Annotated in this window: 24 protein-coding genes; 14 read left to right on the forward strand and 10 right to left on the reverse strand. The window is 32.0% G+C overall.

The window, feature by feature from the left end; genetic code table 11:
• Positions 1-70: 70 nt before the first annotated feature.
• Both Q4Q35_RS14425 and dnaK read right to left on the reverse strand, forming a co-directional pair.
• Positions 71-1,297: a class I SAM-dependent rRNA methyltransferase gene (locus tag Q4Q35_RS14425; protein WP_303278698.1), complete on the reverse strand. Its 1,227-nt coding sequence runs from the start codon at positions 1,295-1,297 to the stop codon at positions 71-73.
• Between the two features lie 180 nt (positions 1,298-1,477).
• Complete coding sequence (dnaK, locus tag Q4Q35_RS14430; protein WP_303278699.1) at positions 1,478-3,394, reverse strand: molecular chaperone DnaK; 1,917 nt, start codon at positions 3,392-3,394, stop codon at positions 1,478-1,480.
• A gap of 176 nt (positions 3,395-3,570) precedes the next feature.
• On the opposite strand from dnaK, the gene Q4Q35_RS14435 reads away from it, so the two are divergent.
• Positions 3,571-4,992: an L-serine ammonia-lyase gene (locus Q4Q35_RS14435; protein ID WP_303278701.1), complete on the forward strand. Its 1,422-nt coding sequence runs from the start codon at positions 3,571-3,573 to the stop codon at positions 4,990-4,992.
• A 301-nt stretch (positions 4,993-5,293) separates the two neighbouring features.
• On the opposite strand, the gene Q4Q35_RS14440 is transcribed toward Q4Q35_RS14435, so the two are convergent.
• Positions 5,294-5,752, reverse strand: coding sequence for a nuclear transport factor 2 family protein (locus tag Q4Q35_RS14440; protein ID WP_303278702.1), 459 nt, complete (start codon positions 5,750-5,752; stop codon positions 5,294-5,296).
• Positions 5,753-5,869: 117 nt separating this feature from the next.
• On the opposite strand from Q4Q35_RS14440, the gene panB reads away from it, so the two are divergent.
• From panB to Q4Q35_RS14455, 3 genes are read left to right on the forward strand one after another with little or no spacing between them, the layout of a single operon-like run.
• Positions 5,870-6,688, forward strand: a complete 819-nt coding sequence (gene panB, locus Q4Q35_RS14445; protein ID WP_303278703.1) for a 3-methyl-2-oxobutanoate hydroxymethyltransferase — start codon at positions 5,870-5,872, stop codon at positions 6,686-6,688.
• A gap of 29 nt (positions 6,689-6,717) precedes the next feature.
• On the forward strand, positions 6,718-7,419 hold the full coding sequence (locus tag Q4Q35_RS14450; RefSeq protein ID WP_303278704.1) for an RluA family pseudouridine synthase: 702 nt from the start codon (positions 6,718-6,720) through the stop codon (positions 7,417-7,419).
• Between the two features lie 37 nt (positions 7,420-7,456).
• On the forward strand, positions 7,457-8,827 hold the full coding sequence (locus Q4Q35_RS14455) for an aldehyde dehydrogenase (protein WP_437439750.1): 1,371 nt from the start codon (positions 7,457-7,459) through the stop codon (positions 8,825-8,827).
• A gap of 3 nt (positions 8,828-8,830) precedes the next feature.
• Here the strand turns inward: Q4Q35_RS14455 and Q4Q35_RS14460 are convergent, their stop codons facing one another.
• From Q4Q35_RS14460 to Q4Q35_RS14480, 5 genes are all read right to left on the reverse strand, one after another.
• Entirely contained in the window at positions 8,831-9,631 is an 801-nt protein-coding gene (locus tag Q4Q35_RS14460; protein WP_303278706.1) for a sensor histidine kinase, read from the reverse strand.
• Positions 9,607-10,329, reverse strand: coding sequence for a hypothetical protein (locus tag Q4Q35_RS14465; RefSeq protein ID WP_303278707.1), 723 nt, complete (start codon positions 10,327-10,329; stop codon positions 9,607-9,609). Before Q4Q35_RS14465 ends, Q4Q35_RS14460 begins: the two co-directional genes overlap by 25 nt.
• Positions 10,330-10,334: 5 nt before the next feature.
• Positions 10,335-10,865: a hypothetical protein gene (locus tag Q4Q35_RS14470; RefSeq protein WP_303278708.1), complete on the reverse strand. Its 531-nt coding sequence runs from the start codon at positions 10,863-10,865 to the stop codon at positions 10,335-10,337.
• Positions 10,866-10,973: 108 nt separating this feature from the next.
• A complete protein-coding gene (locus Q4Q35_RS14475; RefSeq protein ID WP_303278709.1) occupies positions 10,974-11,600 on the reverse strand; it encodes a CPBP family intramembrane glutamic endopeptidase in 627 nt (208 codons plus the stop codon).
• Between the two features lies 1 nt (position 11,601).
• Positions 11,602-12,060 (reverse strand): Lrp/AsnC family transcriptional regulator, encoded by a 459-nt coding sequence (locus Q4Q35_RS14480; protein ID WP_303278710.1) that lies wholly within the window; start codon positions 12,058-12,060, stop codon positions 11,602-11,604.
• Between the two features lie 161 nt (positions 12,061-12,221).
• Here Q4Q35_RS14480 and Q4Q35_RS14485 point away from each other — a divergent pair, with 161 nt between their 5' ends.
• Complete coding sequence (locus Q4Q35_RS14485) at positions 12,222-13,454, forward strand: aminotransferase class I/II-fold pyridoxal phosphate-dependent enzyme (protein ID WP_303278711.1); 1,233 nt, start codon at positions 12,222-12,224, stop codon at positions 13,452-13,454.
• 115 nt (positions 13,455-13,569) lie between these two features.
• On the opposite strand, the gene Q4Q35_RS14490 is transcribed toward Q4Q35_RS14485, so the two are convergent.
• Positions 13,570-14,592 (reverse strand): metal-dependent hydrolase, encoded by a 1,023-nt coding sequence (locus tag Q4Q35_RS14490; RefSeq protein ID WP_303278712.1) that lies wholly within the window; start codon positions 14,590-14,592, stop codon positions 13,570-13,572.
• A gap of 849 nt (positions 14,593-15,441) precedes the next feature.
• Complete coding sequence (locus tag Q4Q35_RS14495; RefSeq protein ID WP_303278713.1) at positions 15,442-15,717, reverse strand: hypothetical protein; 276 nt, start codon at positions 15,715-15,717, stop codon at positions 15,442-15,444.
• Positions 15,718-16,145: 428 nt separating this feature from the next.
• On the opposite strand from Q4Q35_RS14495, the gene nhaC reads away from it, so the two are divergent.
• From nhaC to Q4Q35_RS14540, 9 genes are all read left to right on the forward strand, one after another.
• Entirely contained in the window at positions 16,146-17,636 is a 1,491-nt protein-coding gene (gene nhaC / locus Q4Q35_RS14500; protein ID WP_303278714.1) for a Na+/H+ antiporter NhaC, read from the forward strand.
• Positions 17,637-17,783: 147 nt separating this feature from the next.
• Positions 17,784-18,428 (forward strand): peroxiredoxin, encoded by a 645-nt coding sequence (locus Q4Q35_RS14505; RefSeq protein WP_303278715.1) that lies wholly within the window; start codon positions 17,784-17,786, stop codon positions 18,426-18,428.
• 89 nt (positions 18,429-18,517) lie between these two features.
• Positions 18,518-18,832 carry a thioredoxin family protein gene (locus tag Q4Q35_RS14510; RefSeq protein WP_303278716.1) on the forward strand — a complete coding sequence of 105 codons (315 nt, stop codon included), beginning with the start codon at positions 18,518-18,520 and terminating at the stop codon, positions 18,830-18,832.
• Positions 18,813-19,070, forward strand: a complete 258-nt coding sequence (locus Q4Q35_RS14515; RefSeq protein WP_303278717.1) for a DUF6952 family protein — start codon at positions 18,813-18,815, stop codon at positions 19,068-19,070. Before Q4Q35_RS14510 ends, Q4Q35_RS14515 begins: the two co-directional genes overlap by 20 nt.
• A gap of 168 nt (positions 19,071-19,238) precedes the next feature.
• Positions 19,239-20,654, forward strand: coding sequence for an SDR family oxidoreductase (locus tag Q4Q35_RS14520; RefSeq protein ID WP_303278718.1), 1,416 nt, complete (start codon positions 19,239-19,241; stop codon positions 20,652-20,654).
• 39 nt (positions 20,655-20,693) lie between these two features.
• Positions 20,694-21,971: a cryptochrome/photolyase family protein gene (locus tag Q4Q35_RS14525; RefSeq protein ID WP_303278719.1), complete on the forward strand. Its 1,278-nt coding sequence runs from the start codon at positions 20,694-20,696 to the stop codon at positions 21,969-21,971.
• A gap of 326 nt (positions 21,972-22,297) precedes the next feature.
• A complete protein-coding gene (locus Q4Q35_RS14530; protein WP_303278720.1) occupies positions 22,298-23,356 on the forward strand; it encodes a GTP pyrophosphokinase in 1,059 nt (352 codons plus the stop codon).
• A 150-nt stretch (positions 23,357-23,506) separates the two neighbouring features.
• Complete coding sequence (locus Q4Q35_RS14535; RefSeq protein WP_303278721.1) at positions 23,507-24,496, forward strand: SMODS domain-containing nucleotidyltransferase; 990 nt, start codon at positions 23,507-23,509, stop codon at positions 24,494-24,496.
• Between the two features lie 2 nt (positions 24,497-24,498).
• Positions 24,499-25,272 (forward strand): hypothetical protein, encoded by a 774-nt coding sequence (locus tag Q4Q35_RS14540; protein WP_303278722.1) that lies wholly within the window; start codon positions 24,499-24,501, stop codon positions 25,270-25,272.
• Positions 25,273-25,328 lie beyond the last annotated feature (56 nt).

A 25,328-nucleotide genomic window follows, 5' to 3' on the forward strand; every position in this document is an offset into this window, starting at 1 on the left:
AATCTGAATAACATACAGAACATACCAAAATTTGCCTATAAATTAAATTCTAGTAAGATGGGATCAATTACTACTTAAATTGATAATACCCACATTTTAAATAAGCGCCTTCAGGAAAACTAACTGGATGGTCAATATCATGAAACGTATTTAAAGTATTAGTAAACGGTCTTGTCTGATTGTTTAATACCTGTAAATTAATATCAAAAAAGGATTGTGCTAAGACTCTAGAGGAACAAGATGCTAAAACTAAAAGCCCTTTACCAGCAGTTAATTTAACACCTAATTCTGCTAATTGTGTGTATTTTCTTTTTGCAAGATCTATTTCAGATTGTTGCTTTGCAAAACTTGGTGGATCAATAACTACCACATCAAAAGTTTGTTTGTTTTTAATTAATTTTTTTAGCTCAACAAAAGCATCACCGGCAATAGTAACATGTTTTCCTTTATAAGCATTAAGTTTACCATTTTGGTAAGCAATTTCTAATGCTTGTTTACTTATATCTAAACTTGTAACCGATTTTGCTCCATGAAATAAAGCATGTACAGAAAACCCACCGGCATAAGAGAACACATCTAAAACAGTTTTATTTTTGCTAAGTTCTCCAACACGCTTTCTATTATACCTATGATCTAAAAAATAACCCGTTTTATGCCCTTTAATAACGTTTGCTGAAAATTGTACACCGTGCTCTATAAATTGTACTACTTCATTTTCTAAGATTCCGAAAACGACGTCACCATCTTTTAATTGATGGTTTTTAGATTGTTGTAACCCACGACTTAAACGAATAACAACTGTGTCTGCATTAGAAACTTCTTGTAAACTTTTTAAAATAGGTTCTAAATATGGTAACCAAATCTCGGAATATATTTTTACAACTAAAACTTTGTTATAAACATCTGCTATTAAACCAGGGAATCCATCGTTCTCCCCAAACAACAAGCGATAACTTGTTGTATTTGTTTTTAATAAATCGGAGCGCTTATGATAGGCTTCTTCTATTTTATGGTGAAAAAAATCGGCATTAATTTCAGCTTTTTCCAAACTACTATGCAACATTTTAATACGAATAGGGGAATTCGCATCATACAAGCCCAAACCAATAACTCTGTTTTTGTTTTTACTAAAAACAATTGCTAAATCTCCGGTTTTTGCACCATCATTAATCTTAACAATATTATTTGAAAACACCCATGGATGTTCTTTAATTACAAACTGCTCGCCTTTGGCATTTAACTTAACTGCTAAGCGTTTGGGCTTATAATTTGAATTGATTTTAGATAAAAATGACATATTGTGATTTACTAGCGTTCAAAAGTATGGGTTTTAAAAGCGATTAAAAAACTAACAAAGTAAAAACGCAACTAAAAATAGTTGCGTTTTTACTTTTAAATTCTAACTTTTTTAAGATCCTTCGGCTTCGCTCAGGATAAGTGATTCACTCAATTTTGTTTAACAAAATTGGTTCTCTACTTACTTTACTTCCTCGAAGTCTACGTCTTCTACATCACTTCCTTCAGCTGATCCATTTTGACTAGCATCAGGTCCTGCTCCTGCATCTGGTCCTGGAGCTCCTCCTTGAGCTTCTGCCTGTGCTTTATACATTTCTTCACTAGCAACTTTCCAAGCTTCGTTTATTTTCTCTAAAGCAGGCTCAATAACAGCAAGATCTTTAGTTTCGTAAGCTTTTTTAAGTTCTTCTAAAGCTTCTTCTATTGGTTTCTTTTTATCATCAGATAATTTATCACCAAACTCTTCCAATTGTTTTTCCGTTTGGAAAATCATTGAATCTGCTTCGTTTAATTTCTTAGCACTTTCAGCTGCTTTAGCATCAGCTTCCGCATTTGCTTCTGCATCTGCTTTCATTTTTTCGATTTCCTCCTCTGTTAAACCAGAAGATGCTTCTATACGAATATCTTGTGTTTTATTTGTTGCTTTATCTGTAGCTGTTACATGAATAATTCCATTCGCATCAATATCGAAAGTCACTTCAATTTGTGGCGTACCACGTCTTGCTGGTGGAATACCATCTAAGTGAAAACGACCAATCGTTTTATTGTCGGCAGCCATGGCTCTTTCTCCCTGTAACACATGAATTTCAACTGATGGTTGATTATCTGCTGCAGTAGAGAATACTTGCGATTTCTTAGTAGGAATCGTAGTGTTAGCCTCAATAAGCTTCGTCATAACATTACCCATAGTTTCAATTCCTAATGATAAAGGTGTTACATCTAAAAGTAATACATCTTTAACATCTCCAGTTAAAACACCACCTTGAATTCCTGCTCCTAACGATACTACTTCATCTGGATTTACTCCTTTACTTGGTGTTTTTCCAAAGAATTTTTCAACAGCCGTTTGAACCGCTGGAATACGCGTAGAACCACCTACCAAGATAACTTCATCAATATCATTTTTTGATAAACCAGCAGCTTTTAATGCTGATTGACAAGGCTCGATAGTACGTTTTACTAAATCGTCGATTAACTGCTCAAATTTAGAACGTGTTAATGTACGTACCAAGTGTTTTGGTCCGCTTGCAGTAGCCGTAATATATGGTAAGTTGATTTCTGTTTGCTCAGAAGATGATAATTCAATCTTAGCTTTTTCCGCAGCTTCCTTTAAACGTTGTAAAGACATAGGATCTTCTCTCAAATCCATAGACTCCTCTGCTTTAAACTCATCTGCCAACCAGTTAATGATTTTTTCATCTACATCATCACCACCTAAATGCGTATCACCATCTGTAGATAATACTTCAAATACACCATCACCTAATTCTAGGATAGATACATCATGTGTTCCTCCACCAAAATCAAAAACAACTATTTTTTGGTCTGTCCCTTTTTTGTCCATACCATAAGCCAAAGCTGCTGCTGTAGGTTCGTTTATAATTCTACGAACTTTTAAACCTGCAATCTCTCCAGCTTCTTTAGTTGCCTGACGTTGTGCATCATTAAAATAAGCAGGTACAGTAATAACTGCCTCGCTTACATCGGCTCCTAAATAATCTTCAGCCGTTTTCTTCATTTTTTGAAGAATCATAGCCGATAATTCTTGTGGCGTATATAAACGACCATCAATATCTACTCGAGGTGTATCATTATCGCCTTTTACAACTGTATAAGGTACACGCTCTGCTTCTTTCTTAGATTCAGAATATTTATTCCCCATAAAACGCTTAATAGAATAAACCGTTTTTGTTGGGTTAGTAACTGCTTGACGTTTAGCCGGGTCACCAACTTTAATTTCGCCACCTTCTACAAATGCGATAACCGATGGCGTAGTACGCTTTCCTTCTGCGTTTGGAATTACAACAGGCTCATTACCCTCCATTACAGAAACGCAAGAGTTAGTTGTTCCTAAATCGATTCCAATAATTTTGCTCATAATATTTTATACTTTAAATATGTTGAATGTTCTTTTTAAACTCGATTTGTAATAGTCAATCACTATGCCATTTGAAAAATACTGACAAGCTGTCATTTGTAGATACATTATTTTAAAGAATCTTATTAGATCTGGTAAAACAATCTATATTTGCGTTACTAAAACGATATAGTTACATGGAGTGTATTTCTGTTTTTGACATGTTAAAAATTGGTGTAGGGCCATCAAGTTCGCATACATTAGGGCCTTGGAGAGCTGCTGAGAGGTGGATTAAAGAGTTAAAAGACGCCAATAATTTTGATAAGGTTGAAAAAATAACTGTGGATCTGTATGGCTCTTTATCATTAACAGGAAAAGGACATGCCACAGATCTTGCTGTAATGCTAGGATTAAGTGGTTCTGACCCAGAAACAATACCTACAGAGACTATTGCTTCTATTATTGCAGAAATTAAAAAGACCAAAACATTACGCTTTAATAATGAAAAGTCTGTAACTTTTAATATAGAAACCGATATTGTTTTTAATAAGAAGTTTTTGCCATTTCATTCAAACGGATTAGTCTTTACTGCTATTATAAATGGAAAAAGCACAACATCAACTTTTTATTCCATTGGTGGAGGTTTTGTAGTTAAAGAAGAACTCGAAAACTCTAAGAAAAATTTTGAAATTAAATGTTCTTTTCCCTACCCTATTGATAAGGGAACAGAACTTTTACAATTTTGCGAAACTTTAAATAAATCAATCTCTGAAGTTGTTTTAGAAAATGAAAAATCAATTCGTTCAGAAAAAGAAATAGACTTAGAGTTAAAACGCATTTGGGATACCATGCTTGAATGTATGTATATAGGTTGTCATACAGAAGGCAATCTTCCCGGAGGATTAAATGTGAGACGTCGTGCTTTTGATACCCATCAAAGTTTAAAAGGAGAAAAGACTTATGCAACGCCAGTGGAATGGGTTTATGCCATAAGAGATACCGAAGTTAAATTTCGACAAATTCTAAAATGGGTTAGCTGTTTTGCACTTGCAGTAAACGAAGTTAATGCCTCATTAGGAAGAGTTGTTACGGCTCCTACCAATGGAAGTGCCGGAGTAATCCCTGCTGTATTAATGTATTATTTAGTGATTGAAAATCATGATGCCAATTTTGAAGATATTAAACGCTTTTTATTAGTTGCTGGCGAAATTGGTAGCATCTTTAAAAAAGGAGCAACAATAAGTGCAGCTATGGGAGGTTGTCAGGCAGAAATTGGAGTATCGTCAGCTATGGCTTCCGGGGCACTTTGTGAACTTCTAGGAGGTACACCAGACCAAGTACTTGTTGCTGCAGAAATCGCTATGGAACATCATTTAGGTTTAACCTGCGACCCAATTGGCGGATTGGTACAAATCCCCTGTATCGAACGTAATGCCATGGGTGCCATTAAAGCTATAAATGCGGCCGAAATGGCTTTAGATACAGATCCGAAAAACGTAAAAGTACCGTTAGACAAAGTCGTTTCAACCATGTGGGAAACCGCAAAAGACATGCATACAAAATATAAAGAAACTTCTGAAGGCGGTTTGGCTGTTGGAGTAAATATGGCAGATTGTTAGATTATTTTTTTTGAGGTATCCTTGTCGGGTCGAACTCAATCATTAAGTTAAAGATTTTAAGAGCTCAATTGTCCGGTTGAGCCTTTCGGCTCCGCTCAAGACAAGCTAAAGTCGAAACCTCTTTATTTATTAGAATGATGAGTTCTCGACTGCGCCTCGAACAGACATAAATAAATAGCCTTAACTTAATAACATTAGGATCGGGCTAGTAGTTTTTCTTGAACACAACGAATATATACAAGTTCTCACTCATTCCTAGCTCCTATTTTGTAGCTAAAGTAAATACATCAACTAAAACATCCTATTTATCACAAGTAGACTTCCTCCGAGTATCAATTAAGTAAATAATCTTCCATTGGACTCCATCTTTAAACAATTGAAACGAATTAACGCCACAATGACTAAACGCGTCATTAAACCAAAACTCATAAGGTGTCCAGGCATTGGCCATATTACCATCTACTTGAATGCTATAACTTAATAAACGTTCATCCCATTTTTGATCCGAAGTTCTATCTGCAATGGCACGTATTAATTGTTCTGGCTTGTCTGTGACTAAAATATCTTTACCTTCCTTATTTCTATAAGCAGTCTGCAAAATTATTTTATCTGCCATAACAGATTTCATAAGTGTCGTGTCTCCTTTATGAAATCCTTCAAAAAAAGTATCAACAGTAGCTTTTACTTTTATTTTTTCTTCCTCTTGACCAAAAACAGTAGCAGTCATTAAAAGCACTAAATAGATTATAAAACGTATCATAATTATAAGTTCTAAACTAAAATAATACAACATTTATAATAGTGATGCTACTTAAAGAAAAATTTAACAGTTAATTTATTACTTTTACGTGCTATCTTTAAAATTAAATAAGAAATTATGTCTACAGTAAAGAAAGAATATAAACGCGTTACCGTAAAATCATTGGTTGACATGAAAGCCAATGGTGAAAAAATATCGATGCTTACTGCATACGATTATACGATGGCAAAAATTGTTGACGGTGCTGGTGTAGATGTTATTCTTGTCGGAGATTCTGCCAGTAACGTCATGGCAGGACATGAAACAACTTTACCTATTACTTTAGATCAAATGATATACCATGCATCTTCTGTAATTCGTGCTATATATCGTGCTTTAGTGGTTGTAGATTTACCTTTTGGTAGCTACCAAAGCGACCCCAAAGAAGCCTTACGATCTGCTATTAGAATTATGAAAGAAAGCGGTGCTCATTCTGTTAAATTAGAAGGAGGAAAAGAAATTAAAGAATCTATTAAACGTATTTTAAATGCTGGTATTCCGGTTATGGGGCATTTGGGTTTAACACCACAATCTATTTATAAATTTGGAACGTACACGGTAAGAGCTAAAGAAGAAGAAGAAGCCGAAAGACTTATTGAAGATGCTAAAATGCTGGAACGTATTGGATGCTTTGCCATTGTTTTAGAAAAAATACCTGCTATGCTTGCACAAAAAGTAGCCGAAAGTGTAAAAATACCAATCATTGGTATCGGAGCAGGAAATGGTGTAGATGGTCAAGTATTAGTTTTACACGATATGCTGGGGATGACTCATGAGTTTAATCCTAGATTCTTACGTAGGTATCTTAACCTATATGAAGATATGACCAAAGCGATGCAGCAATATGTGGCAGATGTTAAGAGTTTAGATTTCCCTAGCGCAGACGAACAATATTAGTCTCAGTAAACAAAATTATTCGTGTATTAGTGGCTGAAAAAATCTTATCCAATAAAAATAACCTTCAAGTATTATATGAAGATAATCACATTATTATAATTAATAAGCGTGTTGGAGACATCGTACAGGGTGATAAAACAGAAGATAAACCATTAAGTGATGTCGTTAAAGAATATATTAAAGACAAATACAACAAACCGGGTAATGTGTTTTTAGGAACTGTACACAGGCTTGACAGACCTACTACAGGGCTGGTTATTTTTGCAAAGACTAGTAAAGCATTACCAAGACTTAACAAATTATTTGTTTCAAAAGACATTAGTAAATCTTATTGGGCAATCGTTAAAAATGAACCTCCTAAACATCATGATACACTAATAAGTTGGTTAAAAAAGAATCCCAAAAACAACAAATCTTTTGCTTACTCTAAGGAAGTCTCCAACAGTAAAAGAGCTGTTCTTCATTATAAAACCATTAAGAAACTCAATAATTATTACTTACTGGAAGTAACTCTTGAAACTGGCAGGCACCACCAAATACGCACACAGTTATCAAGTATTGGTTGCCCTATTAAAGGGGATTTAAAATACGGTTTCGATAGAAGCAATAAAGATGCCGGTATCCATTTACATGCTAGACAGATACAATTCATACATCCTGTATCTAAAGAAGTCATAAACATAACTGCACCACTGCCAAAAGATGCTATTTGGGATGCTTGTTTAGCATAATTTTGAATATCTTTATAAAAAAGACTTTTTGGATACCATACCTAAAATACTTTCTAAACAAAAGACGTTTTTTAAATCTCAAAAAACGAAAGACATACCTTATAGATTATCACTTTTAAAAGCATTAAAGCAAGAAATAGTGTCTAACGAACAAGCTATCTATGATGCCTTAAAAAATGATTTTAAAAAACCAGCATTCGAAACGTTTATTAGTGAATTCGGATTGGTAATTTCTGAGTTAGACTTAGTTATTAAAAACCTTAAAAAATGGGCTAAACCAAAACGGGTGAAAGCATCGATGCTCACATTTCCTTCTCAAGATTATATCTACAAAGAACCTTACGGTAATGTCTTAATAATTGCACCTTGGAATTATCCGTTTTTATTAGCCATAGAGCCTTTAATCATGGCCATTGCTGCTGGAAATACGATTGTTTTAAAACCCAGTGAATTAACTCAACATACATCGCAGATTATCACAGACATTGTTCAAAAAACATTCCCAGAAACTGTTGCAATATCTGTTGAAGGCGGTGTTGAAACTGCCACAGAGTTACTGGCTCAAAAGTGGGACTACATATTTTTTACTGGCAGTGTTCCCGTTGGAAAAATTGTGGCTAAAGCAGCTGCAAAACACCTAACTCCTGTTACTTTAGAACTGGGTGGAAAATCACCATGCATTATTGATGACACGGTTGATTTAAAACTGGCTGCACGACGTATTTCCTGGGGAAAGTTTTTAAACGCCGGACAAACATGTATTTCTGCCGATTACATTATTATAAAATCTAACATCAAAGAGGTTTTTATTGAAACTTTAAAAAACGAAATCGTTAAAAGGTATGGTGTAAACCCAAAAGAATCTCCCGACTTACCTAGAATTATTAACAAAAAAAATGCGTTAAGAATAGCTAACATGCTAGAAGACTCTCATGTGGTTTTTGGTGGAGATATAGATGTTGAGGATTGTTATATCGCTCCTACATTAATTGACGTTCCAGATCTGGATAGTAGAATAATGAGTGATGAAATTTTCGGACCTGTTTTACCTATTCTAACTTATAACACCGAGCAAGATATAGAAGATATTATATGGAATTACGAAAAACCATTAGCACTTTATGTATTTTCAAACAATAGCTCTTTTGTTGATCAAACTATTAAAAAATATAGTTTTGGTGGTGGTGCGGTAAACGATCTGTTAATTCATTTTGGAAATCACAGATTACCTTTTGGAGGTATTGGATCCAGTGGTATGGGGGCTTATCATGGAAAAACAGGTTTCGATACGTTTTCACACAATAAGTCCATATCCAAACGAGGAAATTGGACCGACCCTAGTGTAAGATACGCGCCTTATAAAGGGAAATTAACACTTTTAAAAAAAATGTTTAAGTATTTCTCTTAGATATTAGGGAATAGGATAATTTATCGTCAATTGTACTCCTTCATTAGGTTTGGATGACAAATCTAATTTTGCATTAATTAACGATGCCCGGCTTTTCATGTTTATTAATCCAGATCCTTTTTCTATTTCATTAATATCAAATCCTTTACCATCATCTATTGCAGTAATTTTCAAGTTTTCTATTTGATACTCAATTGTAATAGTCAGGTTTTCTGCTTTAGAATATTTTACCGAATTAGACATAAACTCTTGTAATATTCTAAAAATAATAATTTCATGTTTTTGGTTAGTAAAATGAACCTTCTCTCCTATTGTTTTTAGTTCAGTAGAAGCGAACTTCATTTTTTTAAGTCTATTTAATTCATTAGTGATAGACTTTTCAAAACCAATATTTAAAACAACCTCATTATTTAATGTTTTAGAAAGTGCACGTACTTCAGACAAACTGTTTTTAAGAGCATCAGAGGTGTCTTTAAACTTCTCTTTTACATCATCTGCTACTTGCATTTTTAAAATGTTTAACTGGATATTAGCAAACGATAATAATTGCCCTACATTATCATGCAATTCCCAACCCACATTTTTAAGCGTTTGCTCTTGTATTTCTGTTTGTGCTTGTGCTATTTCCTCTTCAAAAGCTTGCTGTTGTTTTATTTTATCTAACAACAGTTTGTTTTTTCTTTTTTGAAATACCACAAAAAAGATAATTACCAATGAAGTTACAATTACTAAAACAGTAATCATATACACCAGTAAATAGCGTTCTGAAGCGGTACTCGCTAATCGTTCTCCAGTTTGCACCATATTAAAGCAAAGGTATATGTTAAATACATAAACATGTTAGCAAATAAATAAATTTGTCCTCTTAATGCCACAAAATCCCAATCGCTAAAAGAGTTCTTAATATCATATACATAATATATATCAAAAAATACTATTGGCGTTATAATCAACCACCAAATAAATATAGCCAAACTGATGTAAAAGTTTATAGACCTATAAAAGGTTAATATTTTATCGCTTTGTAATATTTCAATAAAATAAAACACAGTGCACATAAGTATAATAACGGCGCCTAGTATACTAATTATAGGGAAAAAGCGAACAAAAAAATCGTCCCAGTTTAAAATTATATATATTAATGAAAAAACAAGGAAAATAAAGCTACCTAATTTTATAATATTTCTAAAACGCTTTACTTTAAGAATTATATAATAATAAAAGCCGAAAAATAAAATAGCACCTATTTTCCAATACAGTGTAGACCACCAATGATTTTTTTCAAAAACAGTCCCTATAAAAAAACTTAAAAACCTGTCAGGTCTTACAAATCGTGTATAAAGGCTAATAAAATCACAAATAGTTAGATAAACCAAAAAATATATAAAATATTTGGCAGCAGTAAGTTTATATTTTTTATAAAACAACAAACCTGTTACAGCTGCCAGTATTTCTATACTGCTATTTATAAAGCGATAGTTTTGCCTTATAAACTCATCCATATAATTTACTCATATCCACCTGAGCCTCCATTTCCATCATTAAGAGGATCAATAGGAAGATTTTTATTACGGTTTTGAAAACTAAAAGGGATCATACTAGCCGCTTCTTGTTTTTTCTTTCCTCTAGGTACTATAAACATGGTTGTTAAATTCTTTTTTTTAGGCCCTGAATCTTCTCCATAAACACCTAAATAAACACGAACTCCGTTCATTTTATAGCCTAAGAGATCTGCCATGCCTTGTGAGTAAACCAAGTATTCTTCAAGCTCTTCTAAAGACCATTCTGTCCAACGGTTATCTTTTTCCCTTCCTTGTCTTTGAGCTGCAGAATCTACTGCCGGTTCTCTATACTCAGTCCAATTTTTGTTTAATTTTTGAGCATAATCCTGTTCAATAGCTCCATCTGGTCTTACTAATTCTTCTGCAGTTTTCACTTTTGTTTCCATGGTTTCTGTGTCAATGCTTTTTGGACAAAAATAATACGTTAATACTGCCCCAATAATAAAGCCCAAAATAATATAGCTTAATTTTTTCATGTTTTTAATGTTGTTAGTTAAATTAGTTAAAATTAAATAGCAGGCTAAAAATAAGAAAAAGATTTAATAATAGTAGTTTTTTTACAAAGTTGTAAACTTATCGATGAATTATGCAGGAAATCCAAGCATACTTCCCATTCCAACTGTGAATAGCCAACACCCATAAATGGTATGCTCTATAGAGACTAATAGTGTAGATTCTGTCTTTTTATATGTTAAGGCAAACAGTAACCCTCCAAAAAAAGTTAATACAAGGACTAAACTATTCTTAAAAAAAATATGACCTAAAGAAAATATAATAGCATTAACAAAAATAAACAGCAATTCACTTTTAAATAACCCCTTATAACGCTGAAAATAAAAAGTTCTATAAATGATTTCTTGTGGATATACCGAAAAAAAACTATAAATAAATAATATAAAAACCCACAATTTGGGTTTCTCTAATAGTACACTAAAAAGTGATTTACTATCGGTTAACCAAACAAACAATGTCGTAATAATGGCAATAACGACTAATTTAAAAAAGGTTTGTCTCCAAAAAATACGCCATTTTAGATTGGGGCCTATTTTAATTTTTCTCTTTTCAACTTTCAATAGCACGTAAATAATATATAAAAATCCAATACCTCCAATACCCATTTTAAGTTTTATAGAATAATCAATAACAAAACTAACGGGTAGTAGAATGAAAATAATTAAAAACTCAACTATTTTATATCTAACAGTATTCATATTATATATTAATTGCTGTGGTGTGTTTTACTTCGTTTATTACAAACATACTATGGGTACTACCAATATGATCGATTGTAGTTAACTTTTTAACCATAAATTCACGAAAAGAGTGCATATCCTTTACTAAAACCTTTAATAAGTAGTCGTAATCACCACTAATATGATAACATTCTAGCACTTCTTTTATTTTAGCAACCTCTTTTTCAAACTTTACGACATATTCCTGACTGTGCTGCACCAATTTGATATGACAAAATGCGACAAAAGCCCTATCCACTTGTTGTTTATTTACTAAGGCCACATATTTATTAATATAGCCTTCTCTTTCTAGTTTTTTAATACGTTCATAAACCGCCGTTACAGAAAGGTTTAGTTTATTAGAAAGCTCTTTATTTGTTTGTTTACTATCTGCTTGTAAATAATCCAGTAATTTTCTGTCTATAGCATCAAATATCATAATTGAAAAATTTTCATCAATATACACAAAAATCAGTATATTATAAATATATAATCTACAATAAACAATATGGATAGTTTTATTTTCTCAATTTTTAAATATATATTGTTTTTTAATCTAAAAATAATGAATTTTGTAATACAAATAAAACTTTAAACATAATGGCTTTTAAACCTGCAAACAATATACAAGACTTACAATATTTTGGTGAATTTGGAGGTGTAAACCCTTCTATTTCTGATGCTTCAACCTATACTTTTTTGTCTGCAAAAACCATGTTCGACACTTTTGAAGGCAATGCAGATGGTTGTTATTTGTATTCGAGACACTCCTCCCCTTCAAATTTATATTTAGGTGAAGCTCTAGCAGCTATGGAAGGTACAGAGACTGCTAATGTTTCTGCTTCGGGAATGGGAGCTATAACTCCTGTATTACTGCAATTATGTGGCACAGGAGATCATATTATTTCCAGTAGAACTATTTATGGAGGTACGTACGCGTTTTTAAAAAATTTCATACCCCGATTTAATATTGATACCTCTTTTGTAGATATTACAAATCTGGATATGGTCGAACATGCTATTACAAAAAACACGAAAGTGTTGTATTGTGAATCTGTAAGCAACCCGCTTTTAGAAGTAGCAGATATTAAAGGGTTAGCAGATATAGCAAAAAGGCATAACCTAAAACTTGTTGTAGATAATACCTTTTCGCCATTATCAATATCTCCAGTAATATTAGGAGCCGATGTTGTTATTCATAGCTTAACAAAATTCATTAACGGTTCCAGCGATACCGTTGGAGGTGTTATCTGTGGTACTCAAGAACTTATAAATGATTTACGCAATGTAAACGATGGAGCCTCTATGCTATTAGGTGCTACAATGGATAGTTTAAGAGCAGCATCTGTTTTAAAGAATTTAAGAACATTGCATATTAGAATGCAACAGCATAGCTATAATGCCATGTATTTAGCCAAAAAATTTGAGGCTGACGGTTTAAAAACCGTTTATCCCGGATTAGAATCTCATCCATCGCATAAGCTATTTAAAAGTATGATGAATGAAAAATACGGCTATGGAGGTATGCTAACTATCGATGTAGAATCTTTAGATAAAGCCAATGAACTTATGGAAATGATGCAAGGTGAAAACTTAGGGTATTTGGCTGTAAGCCTAGGGTTTTATAAAACACTTTTTAGCGCTCCGGGCAGTTCTACCTCCTCTGAAATTCCAGAAGAAGAACAAAAAGAAATGGGACTCAGTGATGGTCTAATTAGGTTTTCCATAGGGTTGGATGCAGATATTGAACGCACTTACCAAATGATGCGTTCATGTATGGAAACACTTAATATTTTAGATTCAAAAAGAGACAACAAATTTTCAAAAATTTAAGCAAATCATTTCGTTTAGTTTAATTGAAAAAGAGTTTAGTAATTTTTAAGAGTCTAATAATCAAAGGGCTTTCTCGTTTTTCCTTTTTTGAAATTTAATATCTCCTCGAGGTCGCTTATTTTCCTTTAAGACGTTCCCACAATGCTTGAATGGCATCAGAAATATTATCTTCATTACGTCCAAAGGGTTTCATGTTTAGCTGATTATTTTCCTTATAAAGCAAGAACCTAAAAACTGAAGATTTAGAATCCTCACCGCTAATTATTGGATAACGCAGATCGTTGTATTCATATTCATTATCATCAAGTTTATAAATACTATAAAAGTGATTACTAAACCAAGCTAATTTTTTTATTCGTTCAAACTTTTCAGCTGTAAGTGCCCTTTCTTTAGGTAATTCTTTAAAATCTATAAATTGATTTTTTTTATCTAACAACGAATAATATGCCACATAATATGAAACCTCCGTTTCAGCTATGCCATACCACAATATATTATTGAAAATGGTTGGTTGTGTGTAATACCTATTAAAATCTATCTCTTTTGTTTTTAACGATTTTTTGAACAATGAATCCATATATAATTTATTCCCAAATGTGAACAGCATATAAACAGAACTTATTCCTAACCCCAACTTTAGCCAAAGCTTTCTCCGATTCGATTTCCTATTAAAAAACATTAAAACAATCATACAGATAAGAAACGGCAATGTATAAATGGGGTCAACTACTGCAATGTTGTTAAAAGCGACACGGTAATTGCTAAATGGCGCAAATAATTGGGTGCCATATGGTGTAAAGCAATCTAAAATGGGATGGGTAAATAACGACCAAAAGAATAGTTTAATCCAATCATTTTTAGTCGTAGTATGCAATCGTTTACCCGAATTGTATAATTTATAAAAAAGCCATCCGAAAAGAAATGCTGCTAAAACCGAAAACAAAATAGAATGCATAAACCCTCTATGAAATAGCATGGCATCAATTTCATTATGATATAACAAACTTCCCATATAAACATCTAAATCGGGAATTGTGCCACCTATAGCTCCAAATAACAAAGCTTTATTTCCTATTTTCTTACCTAAGACAGCTTCTCCACAAGCTGCTCCTAAAACAATTTGAGTTAATGAATCCATGTATGCTGATAAAAATACAATTTAAACCAGAATACACATTCGAAGTGGTTTAAACTTTTTTGATTGAAGTGAAAAATAGTCATTTTATTATCAAATAAAGACTTTTTTGAAATGCATAGTATTAGCTACGGAGAAATAAAAAGGTAAAATGCTATATAAAAAGACATTTTGGATTACATAAATATATCATTGCTTAATTTATTTTACAATGACTTATAATAATTTATTTTTTGGGCAATCTTTATAATATGCTTTTGAATATTATTTTTGAATTTTAAAAGTTCTTTAAAACGTTTCGTTTCACATTTTTTCTCGTAATTAATTTCTAACATATAAATATATTCTAGAGTTTTTAAATTTCTAGATAATTGCCGATTATAATTTTCAAGTTTTATCCTAACATCTTTTTTATTGAGAGAGATCCTTTTAGTTGGTACAACTGTGTTCTTCATTGCTATGAACTCTAATTAATTAAACTTAAGCCTTGGTGAGAGTTTTACTAATAAGTTAAATGGCAACTAACTTAAGAGGAGAAGGTTTTAATTGTAAAATAGTGGTGTTAAAAACAATAGGATTATAGTAAAACCCAAATTATAAATAACATCCTTTTATTATGAATAAAAATTTACAATGTACTGGTTATAAGACACACCTTTTGAAGAAAAGTCACACATTTTTTAACTTATCCATTAAAAATCGAAGTTCAGCAATTTACTAAAAAGGAATTATTTTAATATTACATAACTAAAATTTCTTTTAGTCGGATACCGTCGTTATGTAGTAATTAAAAATAAATGTAGGTATAAAAGAGTTATTAGTTGCCAATTATAAAAAGTTAAAAACACGTTATTATATTCCATAGGGTTTTAATTTATTTTGCATAGACTTATAATAATTTATTTTTTTTACAGTCTTTATTACATGTTTTTGAATATTATTTTTGAATTTTGAAAGCTCACCAAAATGAGCCATTTTATGTTCTTTTCCATAATTCATTTCTAACATACTAATATATTCCAGTGTTTTTAAATTTCTAGATAAATACCGATTATACTTTTCTAGTTTTAGTGTAACATCTGTAATTTTACGAGATGTGTTTTTAATTGATATAACAGTGTGCTCCATAGTCATTGGGTTTAATTTATTATATTCAAACTGGAATATTGAGTATGCGACATTAATAATGTATAAACTAGAAGAATAAAGTCAATTGTATTTTTTTTAATTCTTATCATTTATTGAAATTAAAGGCAAAAACTGTATTTATTAAAAAATAATCATTTAAAAAATACTTGTACAAATTATTAAACTAAGTTAAATGAAATAAATATTTAAAGGCCACGCATTTATACCATTTTATGGGTAATTATGTATCTATTTTTTGCAGTTCATAGAAATCAGTAATCAGTTACTTACAAATTCAGCTCAATCTGTTTTTATTGAAATTAAATCAAGCATTTATCTACTTAATATTTAGGTATTATAAAATCGAAGCTCAGTAATTTGCTAAAAAATAAGGATTATCGTAACATTACATGACTAAAACTTTCTAAATGCAAGACGAAAATAATATCTCCGAAATTAAAATAGAAGATCAAAAAATAATAGAAAATAAAGAACTTAACATTTGGGAAGCACTTATTCCTGTGATAGCTTTAGTTGGTATGTTGGCATATAACATATATGTTTATGGCGACGATGCTTTAAGCGGCAGTAATCAATTTGTGTTATTATTGGGAGCTGCCGTTGCAGCAATTGTTGGTTTTAAAAATAAAGTGTCTTATAAAAGAATGCTTGAAGAAGTAGCAGAAAACATAAAATCTACCACTGGCGCTTTACTTATATTACTCATGGTAGGATCATTGGCAGGAACCTGGTTAATTAGCGGTATTATTCCAACCATGATTTATTATGGTTTACAAATATTAAACCCAACCATATTTTTAGCTGCTTGTGTCGTTATATGTTCTATTATTTCGATAGCTACCGGAAGTTCCTGGACGACTTCTGCCACTGTTGGTATTGCCCTTGTGGGCATTGGCGAAACATTAGGCATATCTATTGGAATGACAGCTGGAGCCGTTTTATCTGGTGCCTATTTTGGAGATAAATTGTCCCCACTTAGCGATACTACCAATCTTGCACCTGCTATGGCTGGTGGTGAATTATTTAGCCATATTAAATACATGTCATTAACAACAGTACCAACCATAGTAATCACACTTATCATTTTTATAATAATAGGATTAAATCTCGATATAACCGGTACACCACAAATAGATGATAAACTATCTGCAATTAAAAGTGCTTTTAACATAAGTCCATGGTTATTTATTGTTCCTGTTTTAGTTATTATTATGATAGTAAAGAAAACGCCTCCTTTAATCGCTTTGTTAACAGGTGCTTTACTTGGAGGGGTAGCTGCACTGATAGCGCAACCGGATATCGTAATAAAAATTGCTGGAGCAGAATCATTAACATTTCAATCCGCTTATCAAGGTATTATGAATGCTTTAACTGTAGATACTGCCGTTGAAACTTCAAGCCCAGAATTAAACGATTTATTTACAGCTGGTGGTATGAAAGGTATGTTGGGTACCATTTGGCTTATAGTTTGCGCCATGGTTTTTGGAGGCGTTATGGATGCCATTGGAGCATTATCCAGAATCACCAAATCTTTATTAAACCTAGCTACTACTACATTTGGCCTGTTTGCAAGTACTGTAGCTAGCTGTTTGGCTTTAAACCTTACCGCATCCGATCAATATTTAGCTATCGTAGTTCCTGGAAAAATGTTTAAACAGGCCTACAAAGACAAAGGTTTAGCTCCCGAAAATTTAAGTAGAACACTTGAGGATTCAGGTACCGTAACCTCCGTTTTAATTCCCTGGAATACTTGTGGTGCTTACCATTCAAAAGTTTTATTTGGCTATGCCGGAGCTACAGCATATATCCCATATGTATTCTTTAGTATTCTTAGCCCGTTTGTTACATTATTATTCGCTGCTTTTTCAATTAAAATAAAACAATTGGCAACAAAATAAAATCATAACAATCTCATTTTCAGACACCATAAACAAATACTATAATTCAATAGTTATTTAAAATTTTATCTTTATTTCATTTTCTCTAGTTATAACTTATTTTTGCACTCTTAAATAGAGATTATTAATTATAAAATTTAAATACAAATGGCTTTAGTAGGAAAACAATTTCCAGATTTAAATGTGGATGCAATGAACGAAATGGGAGATACTTTCAAAGTAAACGTTCTTGAAGAAGCAAAAAACAACAACAAAAAAGTATTATTATTTTGGTATCCTAAAGATTTCACTTTTGTTTGTCCAACAGAATTACATGCATTTCAAGCTGCATTAGCAGAATTTGAAAAACGCAATACTATAGTTATAGGAGCATCTTGTGATACTCCCGAAGTCCATTTTGCATGGTTAAATACAGCAAAAGACAATGGTGGTATAGAAGGTGTTACATATCCGCTTTTAGCAGATTCTAACAGAAATTTAGCATCTACTCTAGGTATTTTAGATATCACAAATGAAGAATACGATAACGAAACTGGTGTTGTAATTGTAGAAGGTGACAACGTAACCTACAGAGCAACTTACGTAATAGATGAAAATGGTATTGTACAACACGAAGGGGTAAACAACATGCCTATAGGAAGAAATGTCAATGAGTTTTTACGTATCATAGATGCCTTAACACATGTACAAGAAAAAGGTGAAGTTTGTCCTGCTAACTGGGAAGAAGGCAAAGAAGCTATGGGTGCCAACAGAAATGCAACTGCTGAGTATTTATCTGCTCATGTGAATTAATATAAAAAGTTCCAATAAATAAAATACCAAATTCCAAGCCTTTTCTTTTGGAATTTGGTACTTGATTTACTTAAAATTCAAAAAATATTATGGTACAAGAATTAAGTCAGGATAATTTAGGTGAATTGATTGCCAATAACAAGACTGTGGTAGTACAATACTCTGCATCATGGTGTGGTAACTGCCGTATAATGAAACCTAAAGTTAAAAAATTAGCTTCAGAGTTAGAACATGTAACTTTTGTTATCGCAGATGCAGAAAAGTTTCCAGAATCCAGACAATTGGCAACTGTAGATAATTTACCAACGTTTGCAACTTTTAAAGATGGTAATTTTGTGAATCAAGTTCAAACGAATAAGTTTGATGTACTAAAAGATCTAGTTAATGAAGTTACCAGTAATTAAACACCTCACTCAATTTATTGAAGACAACGATGAAGATTATATCGTTGAAACAATTGAAACATTAGAAGCCTTAACTGAAGTTTCTTCCCTTAAAGATGAAGAACTAGATGTTATTGGTGAACTTATTTCTAATATGTATGGGGCCATTGAAGTGAACAAAATGATAAAGGAAGGCAAACCGCAAAAAGATGCTTTAAATAGTTTTATGAAGCGTGTTATGGGTGCTATAGACAGTTGAAAAGAAAAATTACCAATAAAAAGCACTTCTAACGAAGTGTTTTTTTTGTCTTAATCATAATTTGTAAGAAAAATTATCTAATTTAGTTGAGAAACCTATAAAGTTTTTGTGCTGAACTTATTTCTGTAATAAAAACAGAATTTAATCTTTATATCGTACTTAATTAAAATGAAAATTTTACTAACAGGAGCAACAGGCTATATTGGCAGAAGACTTTTACCGGTTTTAGTTAAGGAAGGATACGAACTTGTTTGCTGTGTGCGAGATTCAGATCGGTTTAAGGTGCCCGATTCTTTTCAAGGTAAAGTTCAGGTTATTGAAAATGATCTTTTAGATTACCAATCTTTAAATAATATTCCGCATGACATAGACGGTGCCTTTTATTTGGTACATTCCATGTCTTCATCAACTAAATACCAGAAACTTGAGAAGAAATGTGCCATTAATTTTAGAAAGGCATTGAATAAAACCAATGTTAAACATGTTATTTATTTAAGCGGCATTGTAAATGAATCTGAATTATCCAATCATCTCGCATCACGAAAAACTGTAGAATTTGAACTTAGCAAAGGACAATACAACTGTACCACATTAAGAGCAGGAATTATAATTGGATCTGGCAGTGCCTCTTTCGAGATTTTAAGAGATCTGGTTGAAAAACTTCCTATTATGGTTACCCCAAAATGGTTAAATACCAGATGCCAACCAATAGCTATTACAGATGTTATTTCCTTCTTATCTAAAAGCATCTTAAACAAGAAAACCTATAATGAAAATTTTGACATTGGTGGGCCAGACATACTCTCTTATAAAGAAATGCTCCTAAAGTTTAGTAAGGTAAGAGGTTTAAAGCGAAAAATTTACACGGTTCCTGTAATGACTCCTCGCCTATCTTCTTATTGGCTTTACTTTGTAACTTCTACCTCATACAAACTTGCAGTAGCCCTTGTTAATAGTATGAAAGTTGAAGTTATTTGCAGGAATAACACAATCAATCAAATTTTAGACATAACTCCAATTACCTATCAAGAAGCTATTAACAATGCCTTTAAAAAAATAGAGACAAACGAAATCGTTTCGAGTTGGAAAGATGCTTATGCTAGCAGTGGAAACAATAAAAATATATCGGATAATATTCAGGTACCTACCTTTGGTTGCTTTAAAGATCAAAGAACAAAAAATTTCAAAAACAGAGAAACTTGCATTGAAAAAATATGGAGCATTGGTGGAGAATCGGGCTGGTATTATTGTAATTGGCTATGGAGAATAAGAGGTTTTGTAGATAAATTAGTTGGAGGAGTTGGTCTTAGAAGAGGTCGAACCAATAACAATTCATTAAAAGCAGGAGACGCCTTAGATTTTTGGAGGGTTTTATATGCCAATAAAAATGAAGGACGGTTATTACTATATGCAGAAATGAAACTACCCGGTGAAGCCTGGCTTGAGTTTAATATAATAAACAATGAACTGATACAAACAGCTACGTTCAGGCCTTTAGGAATATCAGGAAGGCTTTATTGGTATGCCGTATTACCGCTTCATGGTCTAATTTTTAAAGGGATGCTTAGAAAATTAACAACGTAAAATAGTTTGGTTATTTAAATTTTATCTTATTATTGATTCATGAAGATTAATCTAATCTGGTTTAGAAGAGACTTAAGACTAGAAGACCATACGGCATTGTATGCAGCCATGAATGGTAACAATAAAGTATTACCTCTTTTTATTTTCGACGAAAATATTCTAAACGAACTACCAGATGATGATCCCCGCGTAAACTTTATATATGAATCGCTTAAGAAGTTGAATCAACAGTTAAAAGAGCACAATACTTCGATTGCTATCTTTAAAGGAAAACCCGAAGACGTTTTCAAAAACCTTATCGAAACTTATGCAATAGAACAGGTATATGTAAATAAGGATTATGAACCTTATGCCATAAAAAGGGATCAAAAAATAAAAGACTTATTATCTGAAAATGGTATAAGCCTTATAAGCTTTAAAGATCAGGTTATTCATGAAGAGTCAGAAATTTTAAAGAATGATCGCACTCCTTATACCGTCTTTACACCTTATAAAAATAAATGGCTCCAATTTTATAAACCAAAAAACATGTTGCCTAAGGTAAACTTCGATAATTTTTTAAAAGGAAATCACCCCTTTCCAAGCTTACAGGATTTGAGACTGAAAAGCTCCAAAATCATTGTGAAACCATATAACCTAAACGTGATTGGTAATTATGCCAAAACCCGAAATTTTCCTTATCTGGATGCTACAAGCTATTTAAGTCCACATCTTCGCTTTGGTACCATTAGCATACGACAAATTATAGCTAAAATTCAGAATAAAGACGACGTATTTTTAAGTGAATTGATTTGGCGAGAATTTTTCATGCAAATTTTGTTTCATTTTCCAAAAGTAGTACACCAAAATTTTCGTTCTAAATACAACGGCATCCAGTGGTTAAATAATAAAACCGATTTCGAACTTTGGTGCCATGGTAAAACAGGGTATCCACTTGTTGATGCAGGTATGAGAGAACTAAACGAAACAGGCTATATGCATAACAGGGTAAGAATGGTAACTGCTAGTTTTTTATGTAAGCACCTTTTAATTGACTGGAGATGGGGTGAAGCATATTTCGCAAAAAAATTACTCGATTACGAATTGTCATCAAATAACGGAAATTGGCAATGGGTAGCAGGTACAGGATGTGATGCTGCACCTTATTTTAGAATTTTCAATCCAATAGAACAACAGAAAAAGTTTGATCCCGATCTAACTTATATAAAGAAATGGATACCCGAATTCGGATCGACGGACTACCCCCTACCCATAATTGAGCATCGTTTTGCCAGAGTAAGGGCTTTAGAACGATATAAGGCAGGGATAGGAAACTAAGTGTCTGTTGTTGCTTGTTTGTAAATGGTATTTAAAAATCAATATCAATGAGGTTTCCCATATTCTATCCACCCGTTTTTGCCTTATTATTGTATTAAATATAACGGAATCGTTTATCACAAAGATTAGCAAGTTTAATATACTTTTTTGCTTTAAAAATCACTAACCGTTTTCGTTTCTGTCTGTCGATAGGCAAGTAGCAGTCTATAAAATTGACTTATACTAAACTTATTTTCAGTATTAAAATGGAATTTTATCTTATAACACATATAGAAGATATATAGTTACTGATAACTATATATCTATGTTGAACAACATAAGAAGGAATGGAATACGATTATAAAAAACATAAGAGCGATGCTATAAGTAGTTATTCAAAATTGAGACCTACTTATGAATTATTTGCATATACATTAAAAGAGATTTTGACTAAAACTCTCAAAGAAAAGAGAATCAATTATCATTCTATAGAAGCCAGAGCCAAAGAAATTGAAAGTTTTGGTAATAAAGCCTCAAAACCAAGCGAAACTAATCCAAACAAACCTAAATATTCTGTTCCGATAAAAGAGATAACCGATTTATCCGGAGTTAGAATTATTGCATTTTTTCCAAAAACCATCAAGGAAATTGGAAAAGTTATAGAGAGTCAATTTGAAGTTATAGAAGTTAGTGACAAAAGTGAAATATTAGAAAAAGAAGAAAAATTGGGCTACCAAAGTGTACATTATTTGGTGAAACTTAAAGAGAATCGTCTGAATTTACCTGAATATCAAACTTTTGACAATATGGTTTCAGAAATTCAGGTACGAACAATTTTACAACATGCTTGGGCTGAAATTGAACACGATATTAAATATAAGTCTACAATAACTATTCCTTCCAATATAAAAAGAAGGTTTATAGCTCTTGCAGGTGTTTTAGAAATCGCAGATAGAGAATTCCAGTCAATACAGGATGAAGATAAAAAACTAAAAACTTCTGATAGAAAATCAGTAAAAGAAGGAAAACTTGATGAAGTACAAATTACACCTGACTCATTTAAAGCATATTTAGATAAGACATTAGGCTCTGATGGTAGAATCAGTAATTATTCGTATAATTCTGAAACAGAATATCTGATTAAAATGGGATTCAAAAATCTATCTGAAATTGATAACTGTATAAAACCATATATTGATAAAGTAGTTGTCGATAATGCTGTCTGGGGAGCTAGACAGGGACAAATTTGGAGATTTAATGACTATTTATTAGCTGGAATGGGAGAAAAACTTCTTAAAAAACATCCAAGAGTATTAGGAAATCACTGGTTAAAAGAGCGTTACACCGATGGTTTAAAAAATATGGAAAAATCAGGTGTTAAAATTGGAACATTTGAACTAAAATAAATTATGCTGCACAACCATGCTATAAGTAATTGCTTGTTCTCTCCTACTTCTGAAAACCCTCGTGGATTTTCAGTTTGGTATATACTTGCTAAGTTAAGTACTAAACCATGCAACTGCTTATTGAAAAGCAGAATCTAACAAATAAAAAATATGACAAAAACAGTAAATGGAGCATTTACAGAATTTAATAAAGAATCAGTAAACCTAGACCCAGATAGAACAAAAAAGGCAATTAAGAGTAGAGACTGGTTAATTAATCAATTAAAAGGTTTGCCAAATAAAGTAGATAACTTTCCTGCACTCTATGAAGGTATGTCTATTAAATTTGGTTCATTTGCTCGCAAAACCAAAATACGCCCATTAGATGATATTGACTTAATTCTAACATTTAAAGCAACTGGTTCAACATACCGGACTCATACATACGGACAGAACTACTCTTTAATAGCTCCTAAGTCAGCAACAGATTTAAGAAAGTTATGTAACGATGACAGTACTATTAATTCGATAAAAGTTGTCAATAAAATTGTGTCATCTCTTGACCAAATAGAACATTATAAATCAGCTGAAACCCACCGTAGACAAGAAGCTGCAACCCTTCAATTAAATTCCTATGAATGGAATTTTGATATTGTCCCTGCTTTTTACACAGATACAGGTTACTATTTAATTCCTGATGGTAATGGAGAGTGGAAAGCAACCGACCCCAGAATTGACCAAAATAGAGCTACCTCAATTAATCAAAAACATGATGGTAAAATTCTACAACTAATAAGAACTATCAAATATTGGAATGATTATGCAAAAATGCCGATAGTACCTTCTTATCTGTTAGAAAATATAGTTTTAAACTATTTTGACTCAAAGGATGAAATTGCGGGCTATATTGACTATAACATCAAGTATTTTTGGAATCATTTAAAAACAGCCATCTACAAAAGTGTTAATGACCCGAAAGGGTTTCAATCTGATTTAAACTATTTGTCTTATGCAGATAGGGTCAAAATCTCAGAAAAAGCAGAAAACACATATGATAAAGCATGTGAAGCTTATGAAGCTGAAATGACTGAAGAAAATCAGGAAAAAGCAATTAATAAATGGAGAACAATATTTGGAGACAGTTTTCCTAAATATGAATAACTATGACAGGGTATACACCTTACAAAGGCTCTTTTGAGCAAGCAAAATCTATGAGCAAATATGCTAGTACAATCCTATTGATTTCTACTGGAATTCTAATAACTGCTTTTGCCCTCAAAACTTTTAATAGTTCACTGACTAATTTTAGCGATGTATTAACAAACATCAACTGTTTCTTTATTATTTCTTATGCAGTTCTAAGTTTTTTAAGTGAAACGTTTTTTTATCAAGCAAGTATTCAAAGACGAGAAGATTTTATAGACAATTCATTTAATACAAGTATAGCAGAAAGTAGGTCAGTTGATTATTACACTAATGGAAATATAGCAACAGGTATTTACAAGATGGCAGTAAATGGTTTTGAAAATTCATTATTTACGTATAATATCGGGAAACGAATGACATTAAAAATTTGGTTAAAAAATTTAATCTTTGCCTTATTAATTCTTGTTTCCGCAATATTTGGATTTAATAATGCGTTCACTTTACTTATTCAGTTGACTTTACCTATTTTACTATTACAACAATCAATTAAACATACTTTATTTGTATATAGGATTAATAGAGTGTTTGAGAACTATAGGAGACTGTTTAATGATTTAAAATCTCATGAAGATTCTAAACATAAAAGACCAGAAATAATATTAAATGTGTTAGACTATGAAACAACATTGACATATGGAGCAATTTTGCTTGATTCAAAATTGTATGAAAAGCTAAATCTTGAATTATCAGCAATTTGGTTAGAATTAAAAAGAGAGTATAACATTGAATAAACCCTGTTGGTGCCAGTTTGCAGCTATTACTTAAATAAGAGTAAGTTAAAAAGTTA

The organism is Flavivirga aquimarina (assembly GCF_030540835.1).
Classification (GTDB): domain Bacteria; phylum Bacteroidota; class Bacteroidia; order Flavobacteriales; family Flavobacteriaceae; genus Flavivirga; species Flavivirga aquimarina.